We start from the raw sequence: 13,443 nt of genomic DNA, 5'->3' as shown, positions 1-13,443 counted from the left end.
CCGGATGGTGATCTCGTGAGGATGACTCTGAGAGAAGGGTGGGGAGTCTGTGGGAACCTCCCATGGGGCGAGTCAGAGGTATTGCGAAACAGGTGCCTTGCTTAGACCTCGACCTCGATCTGCTCGGCATTTTCGCTCAGATCGGGTTTCTCCTCTATTGCTTCAAGATAGAAGTCGATTGCATCCCCGATATATTCCAGCGCTTCTTCCTTTGTATCGCCTGTACTGAGACAACCAGGGAGGCTTGGTACATACACGGTATATCCTCCTTTGTCGTTGGGTGCAAGCACGACATTCAGTCTCATATCATGTAATCTCAACTGGTGAGAGATATAGGGAGAGGTCGGTCTCTGGGCCATTCACCCCCCGGTCCAGCACCGAATGCTCCTGACCGGGTCCCCGTCGGCGCTGAGATATTCCTCGGTCCCGTCGGTGTAGACGGCGACGGCGTCGGCGCACGGGAAATAGTAGCCGCCCGGATGGTCGTTCTGCCAGTCGAGGTTGATCCAGTACTCGGTCCCGAGGAGCCCTTCCCGGCAGTGGTACCAGATGGTCGTGCACTGGTAGCGGTCGCAGACATAGTGGGCGGCGCCTTTGAGGTCTTCGTAGTGGTCGCCGACATAGATCTCTGAGAAGGCGTGGCCGTTGCCGTAGCCGTCGTAGGCGGCGACGACCCGCGCCTCGCCCCCGATCGCCGCCATCAGGGCGGTCATGAGCACGGCGAAGTCGTCGCAGTCGCCTTTGAGCCCGACCTCGATGGTCCGACTTGCCGGGGAGAAGTAGTCGGTGCCCAGGGGGTCTTCGACATAGGTCCATTGGTCATAGACGGCTTCCCAGACGTCGCAGGCCTGGGCGATGTTGAACTCGCCGGTGTTCTCGGGGTTGACGAGGGTGAGGGCGAAGTCTCGGGTGGCCGGGTCCTGGTAGTCGGTGGCGTCCTGGATCGCCGCCCCGACCTCGGTGGTCCATCCGTCGTCGTCGATGGCAAATAGGAGGACGAAGATGAAGCAGAAGCCGATGCCGAGGCATGCCCAGAGGAGGGGGTGGCTGCGGTCGAGGAGGGAGTTTTTCTTTGCGGGTGCGGGAGCGGGTGCAGGTGCGTAGGCGGCGTCCCCCTCGTCCTCGTGCCTGGTGGCCGCCCCGCACCTGGTGCAATACTGGGTGTCGTCCTCGATTTTGGCCCCGCACTTTCGGCAGTACATGGTTCACACCCTCTTTTTGACGACCAGGGTGTCGGTGGCCATGTCGTGGAGTCCCTGTTTTTTCTGGGTGAGTGCGATGATGATGAAGACCGGGAAAAAGAGTCCTGAAAGTTGTTTGCCGATAAATCGGCCGGTGGCGCGGCCGAAGGTGATCCGCTCGCCGTCGGCGTCGGTGACCGCGATCCCGAGGGCCCGTTTCCCGACGGTGGCCTGGCGGGGAGAGCTCTCCAGGTAGGCGCAGTAGAAGTAGAACGTGGTGAAACTGAGGATATAGATGAGGGGTTCGATCATGATGAGCAGCGAGATGATCTGCGAGGGTTCCATGAATGCTCCAAGGACGATGAAGACCATCATGATCAGCAGGAAGGATACTGCGACGAAGATGAGAGCGTCCACGATATATGCCACGAACCGTCTGATGAACCCGGCGTATTCGACGGGCTCTTCATCGGCCTGGAGGACGGCGGCGCCGAGGCGTCTCCCGCATGAGGAGCAGTAGAGGGAGTCGTCAGGGAGGGGCTCGCCGCAGGTCTGGCAGTACATAATGATGAGATGAATTTTTCAGGATCTATATGTGGATGATCATTCTGGTCTGCCCGGGGAGGAGGGGGGGCACTCCTCTTTTGCGGTGGGGGAGTCATCGACCTGGGTTCTCTCCTCGTGTGTGGGGAGCACTTCACGTCATGGGCGGCGAGGTGGAGAGGGGTGGTTCATCCCCACGCGTGTGGGGAACACGCCACCCAAACGATACGAAGGGGGCGATGAGGCGGTTCATCCCCACGCGTGTGGGGAACACGGGTTCACCCCTGGCGACGAGGGAGATGTGTTCGGTTCATCCCCACGCGTGTGGGGAACACATGAGGTTACGGAGTCCTGAGATGCCGCGAATCGGTTCATCCCCACGCGTGTGGGGAACACCTTCCTCCTTCGTGATGAGTTCGCCCTGATACCGGTTCATCCCCACGCGTGTGGGGAACACAGCGACGCAAGAGCGTGATACGAAATTTTGGTCGGTTCATCCCCACGCGTGTGGGGAACACTTGAGCCGGGATCTGGTAGAGAAGCGGGACGTCGGTTCATCCCCACGCGTGTGGGGAACACGCGTCGGAGCATGGGATTGACGTGCGCCTGAACGGTTCATCCCCACGCGTGTGGGGAACACGCGTCGGAGCATGGGATTGACGTGCGCCTGAACGGTTCATCCCCACGCGTGTGGGGAACACTATAGGGTCCACCCACCGATCCCACACGTCCCCGGTTCATCCCCACGCGTGTGGGGAACACAACGCATAGCCCTTCCCTGGAGCGATGATGTTCGGTTCATCCCCACGCGTGTGGGGAACACAGAGCATTTGTCGCCTGGTTTCGCCGCGCCTGCGGTTCATCCCCACGCGTGTGGGGAACACTTCCCGAACGGGAACTCAATCCATTTCGCGCACGGTTCATCCCCACGCGTGTGGGGAACACGGAGACGGTGCAGGCAATGCGGGGGGGATTAGCGGTTCATCCCCACGCGTGTGGGGAACACCGCAGAACCCTGTCGAGAACTTTCTAGAGGATCGGTTCATCCCCACGCGTGTGGGGAACACCTCGTGAGGGCGGCCCGACCTGCGGGAGCCCCAGGTTCATCCCCACGCGTGTGGGGAACACGCGTCGTCGCACGACATCGTGACGCCTGATGTCGGTTCATCCCCACGCGTGTGGGGAACACTTCCCCCGGCGTCAGCGTGCGACCAAGATACCCGGTTCATCCCCACGCGTGTGGGGAACACCTGACCTGTCCGCACTGCGGCGCCTCGTTTGACGGTTCATCCCCACGCGTGTGGGGAACACCGTCACGTACGGGGTCAGACCTCGGAATAGTTCGGTTCATCCCCACGCGTGTGGGGAACACGCCCATACAACGGGCCAACACAAAGGCACTGTCGGTTCATCCCCACGCGTGTGGGGAACACGTTGATGCGATCCAGATATTTGCCGTACGCCTGCGGTTCATCCCCACGCGTGTGGGGAACACGGGGGCGATCACCTGGCCGAACACTGAAGCGACGGTTCATCCCCACGCGTGTGGGGAACACGTTGAGGTGAATTATGGTGTTTGCGTAAGCCCCGGTTCATCCCCACGCGTGTGGGGAACACGAAAATTGAGATAGGAGAGTCTGCGAGGAGCTCGGTTCATCCCCACGCGTGTGGGGAACACTCCTCACGCTGACCACCGCACCGGCGATGCACCGGTTCATCCCCACGCGTGTGGGGAACACGGAAGCGGCTATTTCGACCTCCTCACTGACGACGGTTCATCCCCACGCGTGTGGGGAACACTCTTTCCGTCCTGCGCTCGGGGGGACCTCTGGCGGTTCATCCCCACGCGTGTGGGGAACACTCGACCCGGCGCTCTCGTTCGGCGTCGGTGATCGGTTCATCCCCACGCGTGTGGGGAACACCGTCGCTCACCTCCCGCGTCTCGATGAGATTCCGGTTCATCCCCACGCGTGTGGGGAACACTGGATATCTCCCCTGAGGCGCGACCCGTCCGGCGGTTCATCCCCACGCGTGTGGGGAACACTCTACTCGTTATCATCCCCGGAAAGAACCTTCCTTCCTACTGCCCCTTTCGACCCCGGAGGATCCCGGCACCCCTGCGCCAGCGCACCAGACGAGAACCCTGCGGCATCATATCTCACTATAGAAGAGCAATGAGATGAACCTTCTGACTTCGCCGCCTCTCATCTCTGGCAACGTTTCGGGGCCGTGGAGAGATGAGAGGGTTCCGCCATACCTGGAGGTGCCGCAGAAAAGAATCGTGCTCATGTCCATGCCGGGTGGACCCGGGAATGCGGACCGGTGCATGGACGGGACGCCCCTCAGAGAAGAGCGCGTGGAGGAAGAGGGCGAGGCGTCGTGATCATTTCGTCCATATCTCTCTCGTGCGCTTTTTTTTGGAGACGTGCCGTCGCCGGCGTGCGTCCTCTCCGCCTGGAATCCGGTCGTCCCGCGTTCCCGCCCCCTCCTCTCAGGGGAAATACTATCTTTTTGAAGGGCAATGTCACTTCATGGACAAAGAGTTGATCGAGAAGGCCTTCGAGGAGTTCGGGATCACCACCGGGATCCGCTGCGAGGAGGCATTCGCCATCTGCGAAAAGTACGATATCCCTAAGATGGACATCGCCAGGTACTGCAACCGCCACGACCCGAAGATCAAGATCCACGCCTGCCAGCTTGGTTGCTTCAAATGAGTCTCTTTCTTGAGGTGGTGCCGGTCGAAGAGGCGGTCGAGGTGGCACGCTCGATCGCCCCCGAGGTCGGCACCGAAGAGGTGGGGCTTGAGGACGCTCTCCACCGGGTGCTTGCCGAGGACGTCACCGCCGCCGCCGACCTTCCCGGTTTCGACCGCTCGGTGGTGGACGGGTATGCCGTGACCGCCAGGGACACCACCGGGGCCTCAGAGGCATTGCCCGCGATGCTCAGCCTCAAGGGACGAGTCGAGATGGGCCAGGCGCCGCCCGGCACGGTGGAGAGCGGGACCTGCTGGTACATCCCGACCGGCGGAGTGCTGCCGCCGGGCGCCGACGCCGTCGCCATGGTCGAGTATTCCGAGACGCTGGAAGACGAGGTGCTCGTCCACCATGCGGTGGCGCCGGGCGAGAACGTCCTCAGTCATGACGAGGACTTTGCCGCCGGTGCGGTCGTCCTCCCGGCGGGCCGGCGGCTCACCCCGCAGGACCTCGGGGTGCTCGCCTCGGCAGGCGTGACCCGCGTGCCGGTGAAGAAGGTCCCGGTCGTGGGGGTCATCTCGACCGGGAACGAGGTGGTGCCTGCCGACACTCCCCTCGCCCCAGGACGCGTGCGGGACGCCAACTCGTATCTCTGCGCCGGGTTCGCCCGCGAGCACGGGTGCGAGGCAAAGCGCTACGGGATCATCAAGGACGACCCCGCCCTCCTCAGACCGGTCCTCACGCAGGCGGTCGAGGAGTGCGACCTTGTCCTCATCTCTGGGGGATCGTCCAAGGACGTGCGTGACATGAGCGCCGGAGTCATCGGCGAACTTGGTACGGTGCTCGTGCACGGGATCGCCCTTTCGCCGGGCAAACCGACGATCCTCGGCCGCGTCGAGACGACGCCGGTCATCGGTCTGCCCGGGCATCCGGGCTCGGCCTACATCGTCCTCACCACCGTCGTCGCCCCGCTCCTCGCCCGTGCCGCCGGTGCCCCGGTGGCAGCGCGGCGGGTGCGGGTGCGCCTGGCCGCGAACATCCCCTCGGCGAAAGGCCGGGAGGACCATGTGCGGGTGAAAGTCGAGGCCGGCGAGGCGGTCCCGGTCTTTGGGAAGTCGGGACTCCTCAACACTCTGGTCAGGAGCGACGGCGTCGTCGTCGTCCCGGCGACCAGGGAAGGATTTGAAGAGGGCGACGAGGTGGAGGTGGTCCTGTGGTAAGGCGCTACCTCGACCTCGTCTCCCTCGCACGGGCGCTTGAGATCGTGCGAGACGAGTGCGGCGGCCGCCCCGGAACCGAGACGGTCCCGCTCGACGAGGCCTCGGGCCGGGTGACCGCAGCCCCGATCTTCGCACGCTTCTCGGTGCCTGGCGTCCACCTCTCGGCGATGGACGGGATCGCCGTCCGGAGTGCGGACACGACCGGTGCGAGCGAGACGCGGGCGGTCACTCTTCCGGACGCCCTGCGGGTGAACACCGGCAACCTGGTCCCAAACGAGTACGACGCCGTCGTGATGATCGAGGACGTCTGGCTCGGCGAGGACGGGACCTACACCATCAGGAAACCGGCCGCACCCTGGCAGCATATCCGTCCGGTGGGCGAGGACATCGGGGAGTCTGAGATGATCCTCCCGTCCCTGCACACGGTCAGGCCCCACGAACTCGGGGCCCTGGCGGCCTACGGGGTGACCGAGATGCCGGTGCTCGCCCTCCGCGCCGGGATCATCCCGACAGGGAGCGAACTGGTGCCCCCAGGCACGAGGCCGGGGGCCGGGCAGACGGTGGAGAGCAACTCGCTCATGGCCGCCGCCCACCTGCGGTCGCTTGGGGTGACGCCGACAAGGTACGGGATCGTCCCAGACGAACCCGACCTGATCAGGGCGGCGATCGAGAAGGGGATCGAGGAGAACGACCTCCTCATCGTCTCGGCCGGGTCGTCGGCAGGGACGCGGGACTTCACCGCCTCGCTCATCGACGAGTTCGGCGAGGTGCTGGTGCACGGGGTCGGGATCAAACCGGCCAAGCCGGTGATCATCGGAAAGATCCGGGGCAAACCGGTCATCGGGCTGCCTGGGTATCCGCTGGCGGCCTTCACGATCCTGCGCGAGGTGATCACCCCGCTCGTCGCCGGCTACGGGTTCCCGGTCCCTGACCCGGAGACCGTCGAGGCGACGCTCACCACCACGCTCCACTCTGACATCGGGACCGACGAGTTCGTCCTGCTCTCGGTGGGCCGGATCGGGGATTCCTGGGTGGCCGTCCCGCAGTCGCGGGGGGCCGGGGTCCAGATGAGTGCGGTGCGGGCGAACGCCCTGATGACCATCCCGTCGGCGAAAGAAGGGGTCGAGGCCGGCGAGGCGGTCACGGCCAGGCTGATGGTCCCGCGCCGGCAGGCAAAAGAGGCCGTCCTGGTCACCGGGAGTCATGACCCGGCCCTCGACTCGCTTGCCGACCTGGTGAGGCCGCAGGGCGTGGAGGTCCACTCCACCCATGTCGGGTCGATGGGCGGTCTGCTCACTCTCAAGAAGCGGCAGTGTCATGCGGCGCCGATGCATCTGCTGGGCGCCGACGGGGAGTACAACCTCCCGTATCTGAAGAAATATATGCCGAACGAAGACCTGGTCTGTGTCTGCGTGGCCGAGCGTGAGCAGGGGCTCATCGCCAGGGACCCGGTCGAGTTCGAGGATCTCCCGACGTTGCGGTATGCGAACCGGCAGAAGGGGTCGGGGACCAGGATCCTCCTCGACCATCTTCTCAGGGAGGAGGGGACCGACCCGGCGACCATCGCGGGCTACGACCGGGAGTTCACGACCCATCTCGGCGTCGCCCTGGCCGTGCGGTCGGGGGAGGCCGAGTGCGGGATGGGAGTGTACTCGGCGGCGAAGGCGCTCGGTCTGGCCTTCACGCCGGTCGCCACCGAGCGCTACGAACTGGTGCTCCGTGCCGAGACTCTCGACGACCCGCGGGTCGCCGCCCTCCTCAGGGCGGTCTCGTCCGAGGAGTTCAAAGGGGTGCTCACCGCCCTCGGGGGCTACCGGGTCAGTGAGACAGGCGTGCGGCGCGTACTGCCGTGAGCACGGCCTCTTCAGGGGTGGAGCACGGGAAGACGCCGTCGATCTCCCAGGTCTTCACCCCGAAGACCGATTTTTTCATCTTGAGCGCAAGGGCGATCTCGGAGAGCGTGCCGTATTCCCCGCCGACGGCGACGACGGCGTCGGCCGAACTGACGACCAGGGTGTTCCTCGCATGTCCCAGGTCGCTCCTCACCACGACGTCGACGTACGGGTTCTCGCCATTGGTCCCTGAGATGATCCCGACGGTGGTCCCGCCGCCCTCTTTTGCCCCCCGGCATGCGGCTTCCATGACGCCGCCGAGCCCTCCGCAGACGACGATGGCTCCGTTCTGTGCAAGGAGGTAGCCGACGGTCTCGGCGGCCTCGACCTCTTCTGGCGATGCGTTACTGGCACCGATGACTGCGATCTGCATGGTTGCGATCTTGGGCGGTAGAGATGTAAATTCTTCTTGGTGTGTATGGGGGGGGGCGCAATTGAGGTGTGGGGGGTGTACCTCTCCTTGTTCGCCGGGGGACTCCGCCCCCGGACCCCGCCGCGGCGATAGGCGGGGGATGGGGTTCTGTGGATCTGATGAGGGTCTTTCTGTTCTGATCTGGTGAGTGTCTTCTCATCATCCGCCGGGGGCCTTGCCCCCGGACCCCCGCCGTGGCGATTGGCGGGGGATGGGGTTCTGTGGATCTGGTGAAGGTCACCCAATTCTGATCAGGGGGGTGGTGTTCCTGCGTGATCTTCATGAGGAGGCGATCGAGGAGGATCAGGTACGTGTCTTCTCATCATCCGCCGGGGGACTCCGCCCCCGGACCCCCGGCGTGGCGATTGGTTGGAGGACGGCATCAGGTGGATCTGGTGAGGGTCTTCCTCTTTCGATCCGCGTTCTGCCGTCCTCGCCCAATCTTCATCACGAGGAGCGAAGGGGGCCGAAAGGCCACCGAGCACCGTCGTTGAGTGATCGTGGAGATGACTGAGGTGGATCTGGTGAAGGTCGCCCAATTCTGATCCGGCGGGTGCCGCCCCCGACCAATCTTCATGAGGAGGCGAGCGAGGAGGACCAGGCGGGTACTTTTGTATCGTTCGCCGGGGGCCTTGCCCCCGGACCCCCGCGGTGGTGATTGGCGGGGGATGGGAATCCGTGACCCTGGTGAGGGTCTCCCAGTTCTAATCGGGCGGGTGGTGTTCCTGCGTGATCTTCATGAGGAGGCGATCGAGGAGGATCAGGTACGTGTCTTCTCATCATCCGCCGGGGGACTCCGCCCCCGGACCCCCGCGGTGGTGATTGACGGGGGATGGGGATCTGTGGACCTGGCGAAGTTTGTTCAATTCTAATCGGGGGGGTGGCGTCCTCCACAACATCTATATCCCCCTCCCGACAACCCCCGGCCAGATGATACCAGGCATCGGGACCGACGTCGTCGTGATCACCCGATTCAAAGGAAAGACCCTCGACCACGACCGTCACTTCCTGGAACGAGTCTTCACCCCGGCCGAACTCGCCGCCTGCTTCTCGCGAGGAGACCCCGCCCCCCACCTCGCCGCCAGGTTCGCCGGGAAAGAGGCCGTCACCAAAGCCCTCTCTTCCATCGGTTTTGACCGCCTTGCGATGAACAAAATCGAGATCACAAACACCCCGTCAGGGGTGCCGTCCGTTACCTTAATATCCCCCAATGCCAGTATGGTCACTGTCCTTGTCAGCCTCTCGCACGACGGGGACATCGCGGTCGCCTGCGCAGTCGCGATGGAGGGGGACGGATGGAAAAAGGACCACATCAAAGAATAGAAAAAATCTTCTGCGAGATCATCGGCGTTCGAGCCTCAGACCTCACCGACGAGATCGGGTACAACACCCACGAACTCTGGGACTCGCTCAAACACCTCGAACTCGTGGCCGCCCTCGAGGAGGCCTTCGGGATCACCCTGGACATGGACGAGATCGTCGAGATGGAAGACTTCGGCAAGGTCAGGGCCGTCGTCTTCTCCCACCTGGAGGAGGGGGCGGTATGAACTTCGTCGACTACCTCTTCGAGCACACCAGGGAGCGTGACACCCTCTTTCTTGCCGGGCCGAAGGAGACGATCACCCACCGTGACCTCTTCTGGCAGGTGAACGCCCTTGCCAGACACTTCGGAGAGACCTACGGACAGGGGAACCGGATCCTCGTCCTCGCCGAGAACAGCCTCTACTTCACTCTCTGCTACCTCGCCGCCATGAAAAGCGGGAACATCGCCGTGCTCGTCGAGACCAGGGTCGCACAGGACCAACTCGCAAAGATCGGCGCCCTCTGCGAATTTTCCTGCTGCTGCGTCCAGGAGAAGTTCAGGCCCAAACTCGGCGAGGAGTGGCCGGTCTTCTCTGAGGCCGACCTTGCCGCCCTCGTCGCCCTTCGTCCCACCGACGAGGCATGGGTGGACGAGACCGACGCCGACGAGACCGCCCAGATCCTCTTTACCTCAGGGAGCACCGGCGAGAAAAAAGGCGTGATGATCCCGCACCGCCACCTCATCACCAACTCTGAAGCGATCCTCGCCGTGATGCGCCTCACCGACGCCGACCGCGCCTGCGCCGTCCTGCCCTTCACCTACTGCTACGGGGTCTCGGTCCTCCACACCCACCTCAGGGTCGGCGGGAGCCTGGTCCTGCACACCTCGATCTTCCTTGGCACCGTCATCCCCGAGATCGAGGGCTACGGGTGCACCGGGATCTACGGCGTGCCGAGCACCTACCAGATCCTCATCCACCGCACCCCCTTCCTCACGAGCGCCCTCCCGAGCCTGCGCTACATGACCTGCGGCGGCGGGCACCTCGACGAGAAATATGTCAGGACGATCACCGAGACCTTCCCTGCCAAAGATCTCTACATCTATTACGGCGCCACCGAGGCGACGGCACGGATCTCGATCCTCGACCCCGCCCTCCTCCACGAAAAGATCGGGTCGCTTGGCAAGGGGATGCCAGGCGTCAGCCTCGAAGTCCTCGGCCCAGACGACCGGCCCGTGGCGCCCGGCGAGGTCGGCGAGATCACCGTGCTCGGCCCGACCCTGATGCAGGGCTACTTCAAGGACCCCGAGGCCACCGCCGCAAAACTGCGAAACGGCAGGCTCTACACCGGCGACCTCGGCACCGTCGACGAAGACGGCTACATCTATTTCAAAGGCCGGGACAACACGGTCATCAAGTCGGCCGGACACCGGATCACCCCCCGCGAGGTCGAAGACCTCATCAACACTCATGCCGGGGTGAGCGAGACCGCGGTCGTCGCCGTCCAGGACACCCTCATGGGCGAGGCGGCGGTGGCCGTCGTCCAACCGGTCCGCGACCCCTCGGCCGCGCTTCACGACGAGATCATGAGCCTCTGCCGCGCCTCCCTCCCGTCGTACAAGGTCCCCAGGGCCGTGGTCTTTGCGCAGGCCATGCCGCTCAACGCCTCAGACAAACTGGACCTGGTCAGGCTCCACCATGTGGTCGCCGCCCTCAAGGCCGGGGACGAGGTGCAGGGCTACAGCGTCCCGCGGTCAGGGTCGACGGTCGAGGGGAGCAGCACCGCCGGTCCGGCCCGGCCCCAGCGGTAGAAATACCCGTAGTCGGTCTGCCTGGAGGTGGTGGCCTCGGCCTTGAGCACCTCCTCCATCCTGCGCGAGGCCGGCCAGAACGCAACGGTGGCGGCGTCCTTCTCCTCGGCCAGCGCCTTCCCTGCGGCGACGGCGGTCCTGGCAGTCGCACGGTCAGGGAGGAAGGCGTCGCGGAGGATGAGCACCTGCACCCCGGCGCCGTACGGGGTGAGCAGGTCGAAGGCGCAGTAGCCGGCGAGTTCGCCATCTTTGTCCCGGCACGCCACGACGGTCCGTTTCCCGGCGACGGGCTCTGAGAAGTAGAGCCATTCCAGGGTCTGTGCGTCGCGGGCGACCGAGGCGGTGCCCGGCCGCCTGAACTCTTCCCAGCAGGCGGTGAACTCTCGCCCGCACCTGGTGCAGACCTCCCATGCACCGGCGGCGGCCTCGGGCCCGCCTCCGGCACGGTGGCGCAGGAGGAGCGGCGAGACTGCGGTGAGCGGGCCGCGGGCAAGGGAGGTGAGCGCCCGTTTTGTCCCGCCGGTCCCCGGACTTGCACCGTACAGCGCCGCCGCCCCGCCATAGTCGCGGACGCACAGATATTCCCGGCCGCCGACCGGGAAGGCGGCCCGTTCGAACCCCAGACGCGGGAGCATCGCCTGGACCAGTTCGTTCGGGGTCGTCCTGATAAAGAGGTCGGCGTCCTTCTGGCGCGAGTAGGCGATGTTGAGCTGGAGCCCGAGCACCCCCCGCACCTCGGGGCGGACATACCAGGAGGAGGCGGCACGGGCGAGAGCGAGGTGGCCGTCGACCCAGAAGGGCACCGGGATGTTGCCGAGGAACCCGGCGATCTCGTGCTCGTCGTCCTCGATCACCCATCCCCGCGGGATCCCTTCGGCCATGGCGGGGTTGTTCTCCCACCACATGCCAAACCTGCTCAGCCAGAGTTCGGCCGGGTCGGTCTCGACCTGCGTTGCAAGGAAGGCCGCAAGGCCTTCATACTCGTCGGTGTTGATGGTCCGCACCTTCATCTTCATACTAATCACCGCCTGAAATGGAACCTGGCAAGATCGGCAAACGCCCCTGAACCGAAGAACTTGAAGGTGTCGAAGTCCCAGCCAGAGAAGACCCGGTTGAGCATGAAGGGGTTGGCCCCGGCCCTCACCTGCCCGGGCACCCCGCAGAAGGCCGAGAGGTACCCGGCCTCCTTGACCAGTGTCTGGACCTCGACCGAGGTGTCGGTGGCGCTGCCATTGGGGTAGGAGAGGAAGTGGACCTCGGTCCCGGTCTCTTCCTCGATTCGCCGTTTCGAGTCCCTGATCTCGGCCGCTGCCTGCCTGACCGGGAGGTGGGTGAGCTGCGGGTGGGTGACGGTGTGCGAGCCGAAGGTGACGCTGTCCTGGGCCATCTCCCTGACCTGGTCCCAGGTGAGGATGTAGTCGTCCCCGATCTCGGGGGGGTCGACGGCGAGGTCTTCTTCGATCGCACGGATGTATGCGAGTTTCTCGGCCTCCTCGGCGACCTTGAGGACCGAGCGCTCGATTGAGGTGACGGCCCTGAACCTGTCGGTCTGGGTCCGAAGCGGGAACCTGCCAAACCCTTCCATCTCAAAGCCCCTCTTCTCGGTGGTGTGGATGATGTGCCTGAACCGGTCGAACCAGAAGAGTTCCCGGCGGTCCATGGGGCCGGTGGTGAGAAAGACCGTGGCCGGCACCTTGTAGTTCTGGAGCACGGGCCAGGCGTGGGTGTAGATGTCCTGGTAGCCGTCGTCGAAGGTGATCGCCGCGGTGCCGTCGGGCAGGGCCCGGCCTTCCTGGAGGGCGGCGACGATCTCGTCGAGGGGGAGGAGGCGGTGGGTCCTGGTCAGCCACCTGACCACCTGCTCGAACTCGGGGGTCTCCATCGTCGGGATGAGCCAGTCGTGACGCTGGGGGCCGACGCGGTGGAAGGTGTAGATGGTGGCTCCGCCCTGGATGCCGCCCCTGATGTTTCTGTATGCGTCGAACACACCGGAAGGACTCAGTACGGATGAAAGAAGAGAGATGGCCCGGCGTTCAAGATTGACTTCCCCCCGCATGTCCCCATCTGGATAGGTAGCAATATATATATGTTTCCCGATGCGGGATTCCTATGGGATTTTACAGGCTGGCGAGGAGATGCGTGCTCGTTTCTTCTTCGTCGTGAAGAGGGAACCGGGGCTGGTGGGAGGGGGGAAAAATGGGTGCCGTCCATCCGACCTGCTGGTCGACGATCTCTTATTATTCGTCCTCCTGGGGTGAGGCCTGTGCGGTGTTCCCGACGATGGTCGATCGTTCTCTCCATGCCAGGGGCCGCGGGGTTTTCCGATCTATTCCATTGCTCTCTTCTGCGAGGGGGAGGGGGGGGAGAGTGGTGGGATGACCCCGATATGA

12 protein-coding genes and 1 CRISPR repeat array are annotated in these 13,443 nt (G+C 64.3%); of the genes, 6 read left to right on the top strand and 6 right to left on the bottom strand.

What is annotated here, in order from left to right; all coding sequences use genetic code 11:
• Positions 1-101: 101 nt before the first annotated feature.
• From J2129_RS07895 to J2129_RS07885, 3 genes are read right to left on the bottom strand one after another with little or no spacing between them, the layout of a single operon-like run.
• Positions 102-305 carry a type II toxin-antitoxin system HicB family antitoxin gene (locus tag J2129_RS07895; RefSeq protein ID WP_209630349.1) on the bottom strand — a complete coding sequence of 68 codons (204 nt, stop codon included), beginning with the start codon at positions 303-305 and terminating at the stop codon, positions 102-104.
• 54 nt (positions 306-359) lie between these two features.
• A complete protein-coding gene (locus J2129_RS07890; protein ID WP_209630348.1) occupies positions 360-1,202 on the bottom strand; it encodes a transglutaminase domain-containing protein in 843 nt (280 codons plus the stop codon).
• 3 nt (positions 1,203-1,205) lie between these two features.
• Complete coding sequence (locus J2129_RS07885) at positions 1,206-1,745, bottom strand: RDD family protein (RefSeq protein WP_209630347.1); 540 nt, start codon at positions 1,743-1,745, stop codon at positions 1,206-1,208.
• A gap of 103 nt (positions 1,746-1,848) precedes the next feature.
• Positions 1,849-3,768: direct repeats of the CRISPR family, unit length 29 nt; unit sequence CGGTTCATCCCCACGCGTGTGGGGAACAC.
• Positions 3,769-4,255: 487 nt separating this feature from the next.
• Here J2129_RS07885 and J2129_RS07880 point away from each other — a divergent pair.
• From J2129_RS07880 to J2129_RS07870, 3 genes are read left to right on the top strand one after another with little or no spacing between them, the layout of a single operon-like run.
• A complete protein-coding gene (locus tag J2129_RS07880; protein ID WP_209630346.1) occupies positions 4,256-4,438 on the top strand; it encodes a hypothetical protein in 183 nt (60 codons plus the stop codon).
• Positions 4,435-5,637: a gephyrin-like molybdotransferase Glp gene (gene glp / locus J2129_RS07875; protein ID WP_209630345.1), complete on the top strand. Its 1,203-nt coding sequence runs from the start codon at positions 4,435-4,437 to the stop codon at positions 5,635-5,637. Before J2129_RS07880 ends, glp begins: the two co-directional genes overlap by 4 nt.
• The gene (locus J2129_RS07870) at positions 5,631-7,490 is read left to right on the top strand and encodes a molybdopterin biosynthesis protein (protein WP_209630344.1); all 1,860 of its coding nucleotides are present in this window, start codon (positions 5,631-5,633) and stop codon (positions 7,488-7,490) included. The genes glp and J2129_RS07870 overlap by 7 nt, the downstream gene beginning before the upstream one ends.
• On the opposite strand, the gene J2129_RS07865 is transcribed toward J2129_RS07870, so the two are convergent.
• On the bottom strand, positions 7,456-7,902 hold the full coding sequence (locus tag J2129_RS07865) for a TIGR00725 family protein (RefSeq protein ID WP_209630343.1): 447 nt from the start codon (positions 7,900-7,902) through the stop codon (positions 7,456-7,458). The two genes, J2129_RS07870 and J2129_RS07865, sit on opposite strands and share 35 nt — an antisense overlap.
• Before the next feature lie 897 nt (positions 7,903-8,799).
• Here J2129_RS07865 and acpS point away from each other — a divergent pair.
• Genes acpS through J2129_RS07845 form a run of 3 tightly spaced genes read left to right on the top strand, consistent with a single transcriptional unit; the run spans position 8,800 to position 11,053 of the window.
• Entirely contained in the window at positions 8,800-9,264 is a 465-nt protein-coding gene (gene acpS / locus J2129_RS07855) for a holo-ACP synthase (protein WP_209630341.1), read from the top strand.
• The gene (locus tag J2129_RS07850; RefSeq protein WP_209630340.1) at positions 9,237-9,488 is read left to right on the top strand and encodes an acyl carrier protein; all 252 of its coding nucleotides are present in this window, start codon (positions 9,237-9,239) and stop codon (positions 9,486-9,488) included. Before acpS ends, J2129_RS07850 begins: the two co-directional genes overlap by 28 nt.
• Positions 9,485-11,053 (top strand): class I adenylate-forming enzyme family protein, encoded by a 1,569-nt coding sequence (locus tag J2129_RS07845; RefSeq protein WP_209630339.1) that lies wholly within the window; start codon positions 9,485-9,487, stop codon positions 11,051-11,053. Before J2129_RS07850 ends, J2129_RS07845 begins: the two co-directional genes overlap by 4 nt.
• Here the strand turns inward: J2129_RS07845 and J2129_RS07840 are convergent.
• Positions 10,981-12,069 (bottom strand): hypothetical protein, encoded by a 1,089-nt coding sequence (locus J2129_RS07840; RefSeq protein ID WP_209630338.1) that lies wholly within the window; start codon positions 12,067-12,069, stop codon positions 10,981-10,983. The genes J2129_RS07845 and J2129_RS07840 overlap by 73 nt on opposite strands.
• Before the next feature lie 5 nt (positions 12,070-12,074).
• Positions 12,075-13,040 (bottom strand): polysaccharide deacetylase family protein, encoded by a 966-nt coding sequence (locus J2129_RS07835; protein ID WP_209630337.1) that lies wholly within the window; start codon positions 13,038-13,040, stop codon positions 12,075-12,077.
• Between the last annotated feature and the right edge of the window lie 403 nt (positions 13,041-13,443).

Source organism: Methanofollis sp. W23, from assembly GCF_017875325.1.
In the GTDB taxonomy this organism is placed as follows: Archaea; Halobacteriota; Methanomicrobia; order Methanomicrobiales; family Methanofollaceae; genus Methanofollis.
Note: the sequence above shows the minus strand (reverse complement) of the source record. Positions and strands in the feature narration are given on the sequence as shown.